The 15,475-nt window shown below is 27.5% G+C and carries 13 protein-coding genes, 2 tRNA genes and 1 pseudogene; 14 read left to right on the top strand and 2 right to left on the bottom strand.

Annotated features, from left to right (window positions below):
* Nucleotides 1-150 precede the first annotated feature (150 nt).
* The 10 genes from csrA to tyrA all read left to right on the top strand — a co-directional run bounded on the left by csrA (nucleotide 151) and on the right by tyrA (nucleotide 6,933).
* Nucleotides 151-336 (top strand): carbon storage regulator CsrA, encoded by a 186-nt coding sequence (gene csrA, locus QMA81_01175; GenBank protein WHL24928.1) that lies wholly within the window; start codon nucleotides 151-153, stop codon nucleotides 334-336.
* A 152-nt stretch (nucleotides 337-488) separates the two neighbouring features.
* Nucleotides 489-578 (top strand) — tRNA-Ser (locus tag QMA81_01170).
* A gap of 11 nt (nucleotides 579-589) precedes the next feature.
* A tRNA-Arg gene (locus QMA81_01165) sits at nucleotides 590-663 on the top strand.
* 188 nt (nucleotides 664-851) lie between these two features.
* Nucleotides 852-2,213: a signal recognition particle protein gene (gene ffh / locus QMA81_01160; GenBank protein WHL24927.1), complete on the top strand. Its 1,362-nt coding sequence runs from the start codon at nucleotides 852-854 to the stop codon at nucleotides 2,211-2,213.
* A 92-nt stretch (nucleotides 2,214-2,305) separates the two neighbouring features.
* Nucleotides 2,306-2,545, top strand: a complete 240-nt coding sequence (gene rpsP, locus QMA81_01155) for a 30S ribosomal protein S16 (protein WHL24926.1) — start codon at nucleotides 2,306-2,308, stop codon at nucleotides 2,543-2,545.
* A 9-nt stretch (nucleotides 2,546-2,554) separates the two neighbouring features.
* Entirely contained in the window at nucleotides 2,555-3,112 is a 558-nt protein-coding gene (gene rimM / locus QMA81_01150) for a ribosome maturation factor RimM (protein WHL24925.1), read from the top strand.
* Nucleotides 3,113-3,141: 29 nt separating this feature from the next.
* Nucleotides 3,142-3,912, top strand: a complete 771-nt coding sequence (gene trmD / locus QMA81_01145; GenBank protein WHL24924.1) for a tRNA (guanosine(37)-N1)-methyltransferase TrmD — start codon at nucleotides 3,142-3,144, stop codon at nucleotides 3,910-3,912.
* Between the two features lie 4 nt (nucleotides 3,913-3,916).
* Entirely contained in the window at nucleotides 3,917-4,273 is a 357-nt protein-coding gene (gene rplS / locus QMA81_01140) for a 50S ribosomal protein L19 (GenBank protein WHL25300.1), read from the top strand.
* Between the two features lie 444 nt (nucleotides 4,274-4,717).
* Nucleotides 4,718-5,815 carry a 3-deoxy-7-phosphoheptulonate synthase gene (locus QMA81_01135; protein WHL24923.1) on the top strand — a complete coding sequence of 366 codons (1,098 nt, stop codon included), beginning with the start codon at nucleotides 4,718-4,720 and terminating at the stop codon, nucleotides 5,813-5,815.
* Nucleotides 5,812-6,933, top strand: a complete 1,122-nt coding sequence (tyrA, locus tag QMA81_01130) for a bifunctional chorismate mutase/prephenate dehydrogenase (protein WHL24922.1) — start codon at nucleotides 5,812-5,814, stop codon at nucleotides 6,931-6,933. The genes QMA81_01135 and tyrA overlap by 4 nt, the downstream gene beginning before the upstream one ends.
* A 291-nt stretch (nucleotides 6,934-7,224) precedes the next feature.
* Here the strand turns inward: tyrA and QMA81_01125 are convergent, their stop codons facing one another.
* Both QMA81_01125 and bamD read right to left on the bottom strand, forming a co-directional pair.
* Entirely contained in the window at nucleotides 7,225-8,118 is an 894-nt protein-coding gene (locus QMA81_01125) for a prephenate dehydratase domain-containing protein (GenBank protein WHL24921.1), read from the bottom strand.
* A 196-nt stretch (nucleotides 8,119-8,314) separates the two neighbouring features.
* Nucleotides 8,315-9,058, bottom strand: coding sequence for an outer membrane protein assembly factor BamD (gene bamD, locus QMA81_01120; protein ID WHL24920.1), 744 nt, complete (start codon nucleotides 9,056-9,058; stop codon nucleotides 8,315-8,317).
* Nucleotides 9,059-9,187: 129 nt separating this feature from the next.
* Between bamD and rluD the strand changes: the two are divergent.
* The 4 genes and pseudogenes from rluD (at nucleotide 9,188) to QMA81_01100 (ending at nucleotide 15,450) form a co-directional block, all read left to right on the top strand.
* Nucleotides 9,188-10,146: pseudogene (gene rluD, locus QMA81_01115) on the top strand (23S rRNA pseudouridine(1911/1915/1917) synthase RluD).
* A gap of 309 nt (nucleotides 10,147-10,455) precedes the next feature.
* On the top strand, nucleotides 10,456-13,032 hold the full coding sequence (clpB, locus tag QMA81_01110; protein ID WHL25299.1) for an ATP-dependent chaperone ClpB: 2,577 nt from the start codon (nucleotides 10,456-10,458) through the stop codon (nucleotides 13,030-13,032).
* Nucleotides 13,033-13,443: 411 nt separating this feature from the next.
* Nucleotides 13,444-14,478: a UDP-N-acetylmuramate dehydrogenase gene (gene murB, locus QMA81_01105; protein WHL24919.1), complete on the top strand. Its 1,035-nt coding sequence runs from the start codon at nucleotides 13,444-13,446 to the stop codon at nucleotides 14,476-14,478.
* 144 nt (nucleotides 14,479-14,622) lie between these two features.
* Nucleotides 14,623-15,450, top strand: coding sequence for a biotin--[acetyl-CoA-carboxylase] ligase (locus QMA81_01100; GenBank protein WHL24918.1), 828 nt, complete (start codon nucleotides 14,623-14,625; stop codon nucleotides 15,448-15,450).
* Nucleotides 15,451-15,475: the final 25 nt, after the last annotated feature.

Here is a 15,475-nt window from a genome sequence, read left to right as displayed (position 1 = left end):
AAACTATTTATATATTATTAAAGCAGGATACTAAGAATCTATAACACAATCACAGTATTATATAAAGATACTTATTTCATGTTGTTAAATATTATAAAACAGTAAAAACATTCAGAATTACAGCTATTCTAATTTTTCAAGGAGTAAAGGATGCTTATTCTAACTCGACGAGTTGGTGAAACTCTTATCATTGGAGATGATATTACGGTAACTGTATTAGGTATTAAAGGAAACCAGGTTCGTATTGGTGTAAATGCTCCTAAAGAAATATCTATACACCGAGAAGAAATTTATCAACGTATTAAAGCTGAAAAATCACAACAAACTTTGTGCTAAGTTTATTATTTTCAAATAAATTTTCTGTACAAATAGTAATGTTATGATCAAAAATTTAGTTGTAAATTATATAAAAACAACGTAATGTATCAAAAAAATTTTTGATCATAAAAATAAAAATAAATTAATGAAGAAAACAAATAAAAATATTCGGTGAGGTGGCCGAGAGGCTGAAGGCACTCCCCTGCTAAGGGAGTATATAGTTTTGCACTGTATCGAGGGTTCGAATCCCTCCCTCACTGTTAGGAATAGTGCACCCGTAGCTCAATTGGACAGAGCACTCGGCTACGAACCGAGAGATCGGAGGTTCAAATCCTCTCGGGTGTATTTATTTAGTATTTTTGATATTACACACATCAAAAAATAACAGTTTAATATTAATTATATAGATATTACTATTGATTTTAATTGTTATTAAGTAATATGGAAATATTAATAATTGTGTTTAATAATGACTTATTATGATTTTATAGTTGAATTTATTATAATATCTACTTTTAATTTGAGTAAAAGAAATGTTTGAAAACTTATCCAAAAAAATATCACAATCAGTACGTAATATTATTGGTTCTGGACGATTAACAGAAAAAAATATTAAAGATACTTTGAATACGATTAAAGTTTCTTTACTAGAAGGTGACGTTGCATTATCTGTCGTACACAGTTTCATTAATAAAGTTAAAGAAGGAATAATTGGAAAGAATATAAATAAACACTTAACTCCAGGTCAAGAATTAATTAAAATCATGCACGCTTCTTTAGTAAAAATTATGGGAGAAGGATCACATGACTTAAATTTACACACTCAAGTACCTTCACTAATATTAATAGTGGGTCTACAAGGTTCTGGTAAAACTACCACTGTTGGAAAACTTGCCAAATATTTAAAAAATAAAAAAAATAAAAAAATATTAGTGGTATCAACTGATATATATAGACCGGCTGGCATACAACAACTAAAAGCATTAGTAAGGTCTGAAGACATTAATTTTTTTTCAAATTATAATGCTAGCAATAAACCAATTGATATCGCCAAAACTGCTATTATCGCGTCGAAATCATTATCTTATGATGTCTTGTTAATAGATACTGCCGGTTGTTTAGATACAAATTCTGCTTTACTTTCGGAGCTATCTGAAATTCATAATACTATTAATCCAGTTGAAACTTTATTCGTTATAGATTCTATGATTGGACAAGTAGCTATTAATAGCATAAATGTATTTAATAAAACTTTACCATTAACCGGAATTATTCTAACTAAATTAGATGGAGATGCACGTGGAGGTGTGGCTTTATCTATTAAATATCTTACTGGTAAACCTATAAAATTTATAGGAACAGGAGAAAAAATTGACGAATTAGAGCCTTTTAATTCCTATAGAATAGCTGGGCGTATACTTGGAATGGGTGATATACTTTCATTAATCGAAGATATTGAAAATCAAGTAGAATGGGTTAAAGAAAAAAAATATATCGATAAAAATAATACAGATTTTAATTTATGTGACTTTTTAGGTTATATAAAACAAATACGTAATATGGGAGGAATCAATAAGATAATAAGTAAACTACCTTCTAATTTAGGAACTAAATTAAATGATATTCAATCATATACTCATGATAATGCATTTACACATATAGAAGCTATAATTAACTCTATGACCATTGAGGAACGTTTAAATCCAGGTATAATTAAAGGATCTAGAAAAAAACGTATTGCTAATGGATCTGGAGTACATATACAAGACGTTAATAAGTTACTAAATAAATTTAATCATATACGTATTACAATACAAAAAGTAAATAAAAATGAAGTATTTAGAGTAATACGTACATTAAAAAACAAAATATCATCTAAATTTACAATTGGTTAAACATAACTTATATACTAAGTTATATATAAGTTATGTTTCATGCATATATCACAAGTCTGATTACTTTTAATTTTCAATTCAGGTATGTATCTATGGTAAGAATTAGATTAGCACGAGGAGGGTATAAAAAAGCTCCTTTTTATCACATAGTTGTTACTGATAGTAGAAATGCACGTGATGGTCGCTTTATTGAGCGTATTGGATTCTTTAATCCAATTAAATTTGGAAACAATAAAAACCTACATATAAGTATAGAACGAGTAAAATATTGGTTACATAAAGGAGCAAGTCCATCTAAACGTGTTTTAAAATTAATAAAAATTTATGAATAATTATTCGATATGACATATGAAAAAAAAATTACAGTAACATTACCTATTACTAATCCTATAGTAATAGGAAAGATTGTAGGTGCATATGGTGTATTAGGGTGGATACGAATCATCTCTTTTACTGAAAAAAGTGACAATATATTTTTTTATAATCCGTATTACATTATAATCCAATCTACATGGAAATCAATTTATTTAGATGAATGGAGATTACTTGGAAAACATTATATCGCCAAAATACGAGAAATATCAAATAGGGAATCTGCTCAATTATTAAATCATTGTGAAATGATTATAGATGAAACACAGTTCCCTCATCTAAATACTGATGAATATTATTGGAAAGATTTAATAGGATGCACAGTAATTACAGTAAAAGGAATTTTTTTAGGAAATATTATCAGTATAATAGAAACAACAGCAAATGATGTCTTAGTAGTAAAAATGTATCAAAATAAATTTACTGGAATTAAAAGTTGTCTTATTCCTTTTCTTATAAAGAGAGTTATAAAAAATGTTGATCTTGTTATACGCACTGTAACTGTAGATTGGGATCCTAATTTTTAATTACTCATGAGATTAAAATCTTATAAAATATGTGGTTAGGTATAATTACTTTATTTCCAGAAATGTTTAACCCTATTATTAATCATGGAATAACAGGGCGGTCAATTAGAAATGGTATTATTTCGATAACACTATGGAACCCACGAGAATTTGCACATAATCTACACTATAATGTAGATGACCGTCCTTATGGAGGAGGGCCGGGTATGTTAATGATGCTTGAACCTCTAAGAAATGCAATTAACAAAGCTAAAAATGAATTAGGGAATAATATTAAAGTAATTTATCTTTCTCCTCAAGGAAAGAGACTAAATCAGCAGCATGTGCGTAAATTAGCATCCGAGTCTCAAAAACTAATTTTGGTTTGTGGTAGATATCAGGGTATTGATGAAAGATTAATTCAAACAGAAATTGATGAAGAATGGTCTATAGGAGATTATATCCTCAGTGGAGGAGAATTAGCAGCAATGGTATTAATAGATACTATGGCTAGACTTATTCCTGGTGTACTAGGCAATCAAAATTCAACGGAATCGGATTCTTTTTATAAAGGAAAATTAGATTGTCCACATTATACGCGACCAAAAATTTTTGAAGGAATGAAAGTGCCATCAGTATTATTATCCGGAAATCACAACAATATTGCTCGTTGGAGACAAAAACAAGCGTTAGGTCGTACTTGGATCAAAAGACCAGATTTGCTTAATGATATACAATTAACTGATAAAGAAAAAGAGTTGCTTGCTGAATTCAAAAATGAGCACTTTTTATCATTAAAAGAAAAAGAATTAGGGAAATAACATGATGTATGAATTAATAAATAATTTTGAAAAAAAACAAATAAAAAAAAATGTACCTCATTTACATGCAGGTGATACGATAGAAGTTAATACATGGGTCATAGAAAACAATAAGAAACGTTTACAAACTTTTGAAGGTGTCATTATCGCTATTAAAAATCGTGGATTACATTCTTCATTTACTGTAAGAAAAATTTCTAGCGGAGAAGGCGTAGAACGCGTTTTTCAAACGCACTCTCCTATTATTAAAGAGATTAAAATTAACCGATTTGGTTTTGTTCGTCGTGCTAAATTATATTATTTACGTAATCTTAGCGGAAAATCTGCACGTATCAAAGTAAAAGTACGTACAAATCCATAAAATATTGTTCATCTTATGAAATAATTAAGATATTTCATATATATCAGTGTTTATTACTAAATTGAATATCTTATGATTATTATTTACTTTAATTATTAGGATCGAAATTTTAATAATCACTCAACTATATAATACAATACTGAAAATAAAGTAATATAATATGTACTGTGCACATACATGCATAAATCTTAATTTTAATTAAACTAAAGCAATAATTTATCATATAGAATAATAACTTATTATTAATAGAACCTCGCATAAATTAAAAATTAAATAAATTCAATTAATCAATTTATAATAATTTATTAACGATTATAATATAAAACTATATTTACATTAGTTTTATATGTGTATCATAATATAGTTACATATCATCACTTTTAATTGATTATTTAGTATTATAGATTCGTAACTATGACATCTTATTATATTAAGGTTAATAATATGCAGAACAATGAACATAATAACATCTATACTTGCAATATGTACCCAATAATTACTCCTGAACAATTAAAAAAACAGTTTCCTATAACACATATAGAGCAACAGACAATTCTTGATTCTCAAGATGTAATTATAAATATTATTCATAGACGTGATCCACGTTTTTTAGTAATATGCGGTCCTTGCTCTATCCACGATGTTAACGCTACTTTCGATTATGCCAATAAATTAAAAACTCTATCAATAGATTTACAGGATCAATTATATATTGTTATGCGAGTATATTTAGAAAAACCTCGTACTAATATCGGATGGAAAGGCCTAATTAATGATCCGTATATAAATGGTTCTAACGATATTGAGTTAGGATTAAAAACTGCTCGAAATCTTCTGGTACAATTAATAAAAATTGGATTACCACTTGCTACTGAAGTATTGCATCCAAATATTCCTCAATATATTGGAGAACTCTTCAGTTGGTCATCTATCGGAGCACGTACTGTGGAATCTCAAATACATCGAGAAATAGCTTCTGGATTAAATACTCCTATAGGATTTAAAAATAGCACTAACGGTGATTTTTCTAATGCAATTAACGCAATACGTGCTGCGATGATGCCTCATTGCTATATTAGTATTAATCAATTAGGTCAAGTATGTTTACTACATACAAAAGGAAATCCTAATACTCATATAATTTTACGCGGAGGAAAAAATCCTAATTACCATCCAGCAGATGTTATCTGCTGTGAAAAAAAAATAATAGAATCAGGAGGATTGTTACCATTGGCATTAATGATAGATTGCAGCCATGGAAATTCTAATAAAAATTATCACCGTCAGATTAATGTAGCACAATCTATTTCAGATCAAATTAAACATGGAAATCGTTCTATTATCGGTTTAATGATTGAAAGTTATATTCACTCTGGGAATCAATCTATAAATTTATCATCTTCATCTTCTACACTACAGTATGGGGTATCAGTCACTGATGCTTGTATAGACTGGGACACAACTCAACACTTACTATATGATTTATATAAAGAATTAAAACCATTTCTTATAAAGCGTATATCAGGAGCCGAAATGGCATGATAGAAGAACTGAATATTTTACGAAAAAAAATTGATAAAATAGATCAAGATTTATTAAAGTTATTATCCGAACGACTTTCTTTAGTCTCCAAAGTAGGAGAGATAAAAAGTCGTTATGGATTATTTATTTATGCACAAGATAGAGAAGAAATAATAGTAGCCTGTCGAAGGAAAGAGGCAATAAAATTAGGTATTTCCCCAGACTTAATAGAAGATATATTACGTCGCATCATAAGTGAATCTTATTGCAATGAAAACGAAAAAGGATTTAAAACATTATGTCCAAATTTAGGTCCAATTGTTATAATTGGAGGAAACGGCAAAATGGGACAGTTCTTTTATAAAATGCTAACTTTATCAGGGTATAAAGTACGAATTTTAGATAAAAATGATTGGACTAATGCAGAATCAATGCTAACAAATGCTGGAATGGTAGTAATCAGTGTTCCTATTCATTTAGTTACTAATGTTGTTTGTAAATTACCATATTTACCTCATAACTGTATTATAGTAGATTTATCATCTATAAAAAAAATCTCTCTAAATGCTATATTGTCTGCGCATAGCGGACCAGTTTTGGGATTACATCCTATGTTTAATCCAGATCATGGCAGCATGGTGAAACAAGTAGTAATTTGCTGCGAAGGACGTTATCCAGAAGCATATCAATGGTTATTAAAACAAATACGATTATGGGGCGCAAAATTATATTTTTGCAATATAACAGAACATGATCGATATATGAGTCTAACACAAGGATTATGTCATTTTATTACTTTTATAGCAGGATATTATTTATTAAAAGAAAACATTGATTTAAAAAAAATACTATCTTTTTCTTCGCCAATATTTCGACTAAAGTTAATAACAATAGGACGGTTATTTGCTCAAGATCCACAATTATATGCAGATATCATAATGACTTCAGAAAATAATTTAATATTAATCAAACGTTATTATAGGAGACTAGGCAGAATTCTAACATTATTAGAACAAAATAAAAAACAAGAATTCATTGATCAATTTAAAAAAATTCAAAATTGGCTTGGTATATATACTGATCTTTTTTTTACAGAAAGTCGTAAAATATTACGTCAGATTAATCACATTCAAAAATAATATATAAAAATTAATAATAATCTAAATAAAATTAACTAATTTTATAACTATTTTCATTTAAATTATATTTATCTCTAGATTAACAATTTACTAATATAAAATTAATTATTTAAAATTTAAGATATTGTTTTATAAAATATATATGCATTATAATATGCGATCTCCATGTTTGTCAAATGCAGATATATAATTGTCTATAATTTTACAACTGCATACAGTCCCAAATAAAAAAATACGTATATTGTCGTTATTTAAAAATATTTATATATAAATGTACTATTTAATATAGTATTAAAATTTATTTTTATTGCTATTTCTAATTATATTAGCAGTTGATGTACATTCATAACAACCTAATATTTTTAATGAAGATGAAATTTTTAGTAATTCAGTTAAAACCTGTTGTATATATATATCATTTATATGTGCCATCATTTCAATAATAATTATATTGTCTGATTTACTATATGATAAAAAACGTGGTTTTAAATAAGTTGTTTTAATACTATAAAATTGTAATATTTTTAAAATTTCATACAACCTTTCTGATTGTCGATTAATAGAGATAATGATTGTAGTTTTTATGGCTATAGAATTATTAATAACTTCAATATTTGTATTTTTTAAAATAATAAATTTAGTTGTATTTTTCTGATAATTAGATAAGTTATACGTCAACAATGAATGTAACCCATAAAACGCGCCTCCCTGCATACTTCCCAAAGCTGCTAAATTAGATTGATTTAACCTAGCTACTGTTTCCATAGCAGCTGCGCTGCTTTCACAGAATACGATTTTCCATGCTGAAAAATGTTTTAAAAATCTACTGCATTGTTGAACAGGTTGTGGATGACTATATATTATCTGAATTTTATTTATGTCAGTATTATTATTAACTAATATACAATGATTTATAGGAATAGTAATTTCATCTACTAATAATAATCTGGTATTAAGTAATAAATCACATACTTCATTAATTAATCCAGAATTAGAATTTTCGATAGGAACTACACCATATTCTGCATGACAACATTCTACTAAAGTAAAAATATCATTAAATTTTTGACAACTATATTCTATTACTTGATCAAAATGATTATTCGCATATTGCATAGCAGCAATATGCGAATAAGAACCTTTAGGACCTAAAAATGCGATATGCACTATAGATTTGTAAATCATAATAACACTCATTTACCGTAATATTTTAATATCTACAGATAGTATCTGTAAATAATTGCAGTCACTATAACGATACTTTCAAAATTAACATCCAATTCATAAATATTATATAATACTTTGTATTAATATATATTTTAAATATTTATTTCATTCTATATACAGAATATAATGAATACTATTCGTACATCATATTGAATCAATATGTTGGATTAGCAGCAATAATTTTTGCTACTTTGTCAGCTTGATCTGGTAAGTATATATTTTGATAAGCTTGTTGCATATAACACAATGCTTTACGAGTTGCTTGAGTATCTGGGAAATGATATAACATTTTTTCTACACGAGCTATCACTGATATATAAGCATTTCTTTTAGCATAAAATTTAACAATAGAAAGTTCATACTCAGCTATTCTATTTTTTAGAAAAATTAAGCGTCTGTAGGTATCTGCAAAATATCGACTATCCGGATATTTGTGAATAAGTTTTAAAAAACTATGAAATGCCGTACACGCATACGTTGGATTACGATCAAACCAATTCATATTTAAATATTTTATTAATATCTTATTATCTTCATCTAAGCACATATTGACTACACCATGCATATATAATACGTAATCAAAATGATTATGATTAGGATATAGTTTAAAAAAACATTTAATATAATTATTTGCTAATTTGAAATCATTTAATTTATAATAAGCATAAATTAAATCTAAATAAATTTGTTGTGGACAAGGATCAAATAATCGTAAATTTTGTAAATTTAATAAATCTTGAATCGCTCCTTTATAATCAGCATTATATAATTTATTTTGAGCAAGTTTATAAAGATTACAAGCAGAATAATTCACAATTCGATCAGAAGCAATGGTATAGGGAGTTATAATAGTACTAATAATTATTATAATTATTATATGGAGTTGAATACGTTTCATAAAAAATTTATTAATACTCCATAATGCATGTAAATATTAATAGATCATATACATATAATGAATTTATTTTCAACGGAAAATCATACAAAAATTTAATTGAATTTAATAATTCAACCACATATTAATATAATGAAACCTGAGTACTATACTATAAAACCTATAGTTGTACAAATATCTCAATCTGGGAAACGATTAGATTGTGTTCTATCTGAGTTACTGCCAAATCATTCACGTTCTCAAATAAAATGTTGGATTCTTTCTAAAAAAGTGAATGTTAATAATCAAACAATGACCACACCTAAAAAAAAAATGATGGGCGGTGAATTTATTGAAATAAAAAATATTATTAACATTAAGGATAGTAGTATAGTTCCTCAAAATATCCCTCTTGAGATTGTATACGAAGACAATGATATTGTAGTAATAAATAAAGCAAAAAATATGGTAGTTCACCCAGGAGCTGGTAATTATTCAGGTACTATATCAAATGCTTTATTATATAAATACCCATCTATTATCAAAGTATTTAGAACAGGTATTGTTCAACGTTTGGATAAAGATACTACTGGTTTAATGGTTGTGGCTAAAAATGTTATCGCATATCATCACTTATTACAACTATTTAAAAAAAAAAAATTATTAGAGAATATGAAGCTATAGTTTTTGGAAGGTTTATCCATAATGAAGGAATCATAGATGAACCAATTAAAAGACATGCTGTTCATCGTACTCGTATGGCGGTAAACCCTATGGGAAAGTCTGCTATTACACATTATTCTACCATAGAAGAATTTAGTATGCATACCAGGATTCGAGTACGCCTGGAAACTGGAAGGACTCACCAAATTCGTGTACATATGGCTCATATTAATCATCCATTATTAGGAGATCAGAAGTATGGAAAATTAACTTATTCTATTAAAGGTGCATCTAATGAACTTAATGATTATCTGCGTACTTTTAATCGACAAGCATTACATGCAACTACTCTGAAACTGTATCATCCTGTTACTAAAATGCAAATGAAGTGGGTTATACCTTTACCCAAAGATATAACAAAATTAATAAATATATTACGAAAAAACTAATAATATGTTAAACAATACCATTTATCTACAAAATAGACTTTGTTTAAATACTTTGTTTTATTACAAACTATAATCTGACTATCTAATAACAATATCACATAAAAACAATTATATTAAATTAATTATGACTACATATCATACATATAATAAATTGTACACATATACTTAAGTATATCTACACGCGTTTCATATTCTTAGTAATTTATATACTTGAATTTTGAGTATTTAATCTCCATGTGTTCTTAGTCTAAGTTAACTAAATAAATATTATTTGGTATTGTATTTTATTATAAAAGGGCGATGGATATTATGCGGTTAGATTATTTCACTCATCATTTTCAATTAGCGCTTTCTGATGCTCAATCTATAGCGCTGAAAAAAGATAATCAATTTGTTGAGCCTATTCATGTGATGCTTGCTTTTTTAAAAGAAGAAAGTGGATCAGTATATCAACTATTAGTACATTCTGGATCTAATCTGTCTCAGTTAACTAAATCAGTTGAACAGGCATGTAATTGCCTACCAAAAGTGAAAGGTATTGGAGGAGATATTCGATGTTCACGTGATCTAATTAAAATATTAAATATATGTGATAAATTAGCACAGAAATATAACGATACTTTCATTGCATCAGAAATGTTTATTTTAGCAGCTATTGAATCTGATGGAATATTAAATGATTTGTTAAAAACATCTGGAGTGATTATAGAAAACATAAAAAAAACAATAAATTACATACGTAATAATCGCTTAGTTAACGATCAACAAGCAGAATCTCAACGTCAAGCATTACAAAAATTTACTGTAGATATAACTAAATTTGCAGAAAAAAGTAATCTTGATCCTGTTATTGGTCGAGACGAAGAAATTCGTCGTACTATTCAAGTGTTACAGAGACGTACTAAAAATAATCCTGTTCTGATTGGAAAACCTGGAGTAGGAAAAACTGCTATTATAGAAGGATTAGCACAACGCATTATTAATGGTGAAGTCCCAGAAGGATTAAAAAATAGTCGTATATTAGCTTTAGATATGGGGGCATTATTAGCAGGATCAAAATATAGAGGAGAATTTGAAGAACGTTTAAGAAACGTACTAAATGATATATCTAAAGAAAAGGATAATATTATTTTATTTATTGATGAACTCCATATTATGGTTGGAGCCGGTAAAACTGATGGAGCAATGGATGCAAGTAATATGCTTAAACCAAGATTGGCTAGAGGTGAATTACATTGTGTAGGAGCAACCACACTTGATGAATATAATAAATATATTGAACAAGATGCAGCTTTAGAAAGACGTTTCCAAAAAATATTTGTTACTGAGCCTAGTGTTGAAGATACTATAGCTATTCTTCGTGGATTGAAAGAACGTTACGAATTACACCACAATGTTCATATTACTGATCCAGCAATAGTAGCTGCTGCAACCTTATCATATCGATATATTTCTGATCGTCAGTTGCCAGATAAAGCTATTGATCTGATTGATGAAGCTGCTTCTAGTATTCGCATACAAATAGATTCTAAACCAGAAGAATTAGATAGATTAGAACGACGTATTATACAGTTAAAATTAGAGCAACAAGCATTAAAAAAAGAATCAGATAACTCTAGTATGAAACGATTAGAAGTATTAACCACTGAATTAATGAAAAAAGAACAAGATTGTATTGCTCTTGAAAAAGAGTGGAAAAATGAAAAGATTTACTTATCTAGCGCTCAAAACATTAAATCTGATTTAGAACAAGCAAAAATTGCCATTGATCAAGCACGCCGTATTGGTGATTTAGATCGTATGTCTGAACTGCAGTATGGTAAAATTCCTGAATTAGAAAACAAACTATCAAAAACATTACAATATAATAATAAAAAAATACGTCTTCTACGAAACTGTGTTACTGATATAGAAATTGCTGAAGTATTGTCTAGATGGACTGGCATTCCTGTTTCTAGGATGTTAGCCAGTGAAAAAGATAAATTATTAAATATGGAACATGCTTTACATCAGTTAGTTATTGGACAACATGAAGCAGTACAAGCAGTATCTAACGCTATTCGTCGGAGTCGTTCTGGATTATCTGATCTTAAACGTCCAATCGGTTCATTTATGTTTTTAGGACCTACTGGAGTAGGAAAAACTGAATTATGTAAAGCATTATCTATATTTCTTTTTGATACTAATAACGCAATAGTTCGTATTGATATGTCTGAATTTATGGAAAAACATTCTGTATCAAAATTGTTAGGAGCTCCTCCTGGTTATGTTGGGTATGAATCAGGAGGATATTTGACTGAAGCAATACGCCGTCGTCCATATTCTATTATTTTATTAGACGAAATAGAAAAAGCACATGTAGAAATTTTCAATGTATTACTACAAGTATTAGATGACGGGCGATTAACAGATGGACATGGACGGACAGTAAATTTTAGTAATACTGTGGTCATCATGACATCTAATTTAGGATCAGATTTAATTCAAAAAAGATTCAGAACTATAAATTATCAAGAAATAAAAACCACAGTATTAGATATAGTTAATCTAAATTTTCGACCAGAATTTGTGAACAGGATAGATGAAATTGTAGTGTTTCATCCATTAAGTTCTGAACATCTGATCAAAATTGCTAAAATTCAGTTACAACATTTATGTGATCGTTTAGAAGAAAAAGGATATCCTAATACTAATATTGCTAATAAAGTCTTAGTGTTTTTATCAAAAGTTGGATTTGATCCAAAATACGGTGCTCGCCCATTAAAACGCGCTATACAACAACATATTGAAAATAAATTATCTCAAAAAATTTTATCCGGAGAATTATTACCAGGTAAAAATATTACCTTAGATGTTGTAAATAATGCAATTGTTTTTATTCAATAATTTATAATTAATTTAAAATATACAACTACCCAAGTATTATTGAATAAAATTATTAAAAAATATAATTATCTTAGTGTAAATTTAAGTTTATTTTTAATTATTAGTATTTAGTTATTATTTGTATGTAGCTAATTAATTATACATGTGAAAATTATCATATTAATTTATATAAATGTCATATCAAATAGTGAGATATGTTGTGTATTCATATCAAAATATACTAAATTATCTTTATAATGGTAAAAACATTAGAATTAATATTCTATAAAGTTCGATAAAAAATAAATATATATATATCAGAATATATGATGATTAAGTGTAATAAACTTTATTTAAAATTATTTACTCAAAATAAATTTTTTATATTCATAAAATAATACGTATCTGATATTTTTATTAAAAAATAAATATATGAAGCATTATATTCAATTAAAATTATTAAATACTTTTTCAATTAACGTATTTGCTAAACATGTGGTAACTGCGCATAATGAATGTGCTTTATTAAGGTTTTGGAAGAAAGCCTATAATAAAGGAAACCCTGTTTTAATTTTAGGAGGCGGAAGTAATATCTTATTTTTAGAAAACTATATTGGAACAATATTATTAAATAGGATAAAAGGAATTTTTGTTACTGAAAATAAAATGGTATGGAGACTTCACGTTGGAGCTGGAGAAAAATGGCATGAATTAGTAACTTATACCATGAATAAAAATATACCAGGTTTAGAAAATTTAGCATACATTCCAGGATATGTAGGAGCTGCTCCAATTCAAAACATTGGAGCTTATGGCGTTGAGCTATCTCAAATATGTGAGTATGTAGATGTTATAGATTTATATAATGAAAAAAAAATTCGTTTCTTTCATGCTGAATGTAATTTTCAATATAGAGACAGTATTTTTAGAAATTGTTTAAAAAAATATGCTATTGTATCCGTAGGGTTAAAATTAAATAAAAAATGGAAACCTGTACTAGATTATCATGAATTAATCCATTTAAATAGAAATCGCGTTACGCCTCGTCAAGTTTTTAATTTTATTAATATAATTAGACAAAAAAAATTACCAGATCCTATTTTAGTAGGAAATGCTGGTAGTTTTTTTAAAAATCCAATAGTAGATATTAGCATAGCACGTTGTTTATTTCAAATTTATCCAAATATGCCTTATTATTCTCAAAGAGACGGAAAAATAAAATTATCAGCAGGGTGGTTAATAGAACGTTGTCAGTTAAAAGGTTGTGTGTTTGGAGAAGCAGCGATACATTCTAAACAATCATTAGTATTGATTAATCCCAGAAAAATAGCTACTGGAACTGAAATTGCAGCATTAGCTCTTTTTATATATAAGCAGGTTGCAGATAAATTTAATATTTATCTGCAACCTGAAGTTAGATTAATTGGTAATTATGGAGAGATAAATCCAAAAAAACTGTTTATATAATAAATAATGCACGTATTTATGTTAGTTAAAAACTTAAGATTACATATGTTTTTATAATTTTTATTATATATAAAATTTATCAATTAATCTAAGGTTATAAAAATTTAAAAATATCACAATATAAATATCAATTTTTTTGGAAATTTGAAAATTTTGTTAAGGTCTAACGACAATAATAGTTTTGTCACATATTCTCCTTTCTTAAATGAATTTAGGATTTTAACACAATTACGCGAAGGAAAAGTAATTGTGTTAAAAGAAGTGCATTCAACAAACCAATATATAATAGATAATATTCCATATATAAGATCCGGTGATGCTTGTGTTGCAGAACATCAAACGCAAGGAAGAGGAAGGCGAGGAAAAATCTGGATTGCAGCACCTTTTGGAGAAAGTATTTGCTTATCTATTTATTGGGCATTAGATAAGATCCCACCGACAATTACTGAGCTTAGTATAATGATAAGTATTGTTGTAGCAAGCATATTAAAGAATTTAGGTGCATCTCAAATTAAAATTAAATGGCCTAATGATTTATATATCTATGGTAAAAAATTAGCAGGGATTTTAATTGAAATTATAAAACGAACTGATAACATCGCTCATATAATAATAGGCATTGGTATTAACTTATCTATGCGCACCAGCATAACATTGAATAATCAAATTGGCAAAAATTGGATTACTTTAAAAGATATTGGAATTATGCCTGATCGAAATATTTTAGTAGCAACGCTTATTAATACATTACATAAGAAATTAAAAGATTTTATACGTTTTGGATTTGATCCATTTTTTTCTTACTGGAAAATTTTTGATTATTTATATAATAAACCAGTAACATTGTTGATTGGTGAGCATATAATACACGGTACAGCTCTTGGAATAAACATGCATGGAGCATTAATAGTGGATCAATCTGATTTAACAGGACATTATTCAGGAGATAATACCTCTGTTTGTCTATCTTAAAATTCAAATTTTATTAAAGGTTTCC

It is taken from the genome of Candidatus Blochmannia vicinus (assembly GCA_030020825.1).
GTDB classification, from domain to species: Bacteria; Pseudomonadota; Gammaproteobacteria; order Enterobacterales; family Enterobacteriaceae; genus Blochmanniella; species Blochmanniella vicinus_A.
This window is presented reverse-complemented; position numbering and strand designations above follow the sequence as displayed.

What these genes read in the sequence shown, in the direction of transcription:
- clpB (WHL25299.1), top strand. Translation starts at nt 10,456, where the DNA reads ATGCGGTTAGATTATTTCACTCATCATTTTCAATTAGCGCTTTCTGAT.
- rpsP (WHL24926.1), top strand. Translation starts at nt 2,306, where the DNA reads ATGGTAAGAATTAGATTAGCACGAGGAGGGTATAAAAAAGCTCCTTTT.
- csrA (WHL24928.1), top strand. Translation starts at nt 151, where the DNA reads ATGCTTATTCTAACTCGACGAGTTGGTGAAACTCTTATCATTGGAGAT.
- QMA81_01135 (WHL24923.1), top strand. Translation starts at nt 4,718, where the DNA reads ATGCAGAACAATGAACATAATAACATCTATACTTGCAATATGTACCCA.
- trmD (WHL24924.1), top strand. Translation starts at nt 3,142, where the DNA reads ATGTGGTTAGGTATAATTACTTTATTTCCAGAAATGTTTAACCCTATT.
- ffh (WHL24927.1), top strand. Translation starts at nt 852, where the DNA reads ATGTTTGAAAACTTATCCAAAAAAATATCACAATCAGTACGTAATATT.
- rplS (WHL25300.1), top strand. Translation starts at nt 3,917, where the DNA reads ATGTATGAATTAATAAATAATTTTGAAAAAAAACAAATAAAAAAAAAT.
- QMA81_01125 (WHL24921.1), bottom strand. Translation starts at nt 8,118, where the DNA reads ATGATTTACAAATCTATAGTGCATATCGCATTTTTAGGTCCTAAAGGT.
- tyrA (WHL24922.1), top strand. Translation starts at nt 5,812, where the DNA reads ATGATAGAAGAACTGAATATTTTACGAAAAAAAATTGATAAAATAGAT.
- bamD (WHL24920.1), bottom strand. Translation starts at nt 9,058, where the DNA reads ATGAAACGTATTCAACTCCATATAATAATTATAATAATTATTAGTACT.
- rimM (WHL24925.1), top strand. Translation starts at nt 2,555, where the DNA reads ATGACATATGAAAAAAAAATTACAGTAACATTACCTATTACTAATCCT.
- murB (WHL24919.1), top strand. Translation starts at nt 13,444, where the DNA reads ATGAAGCATTATATTCAATTAAAATTATTAAATACTTTTTCAATTAAC.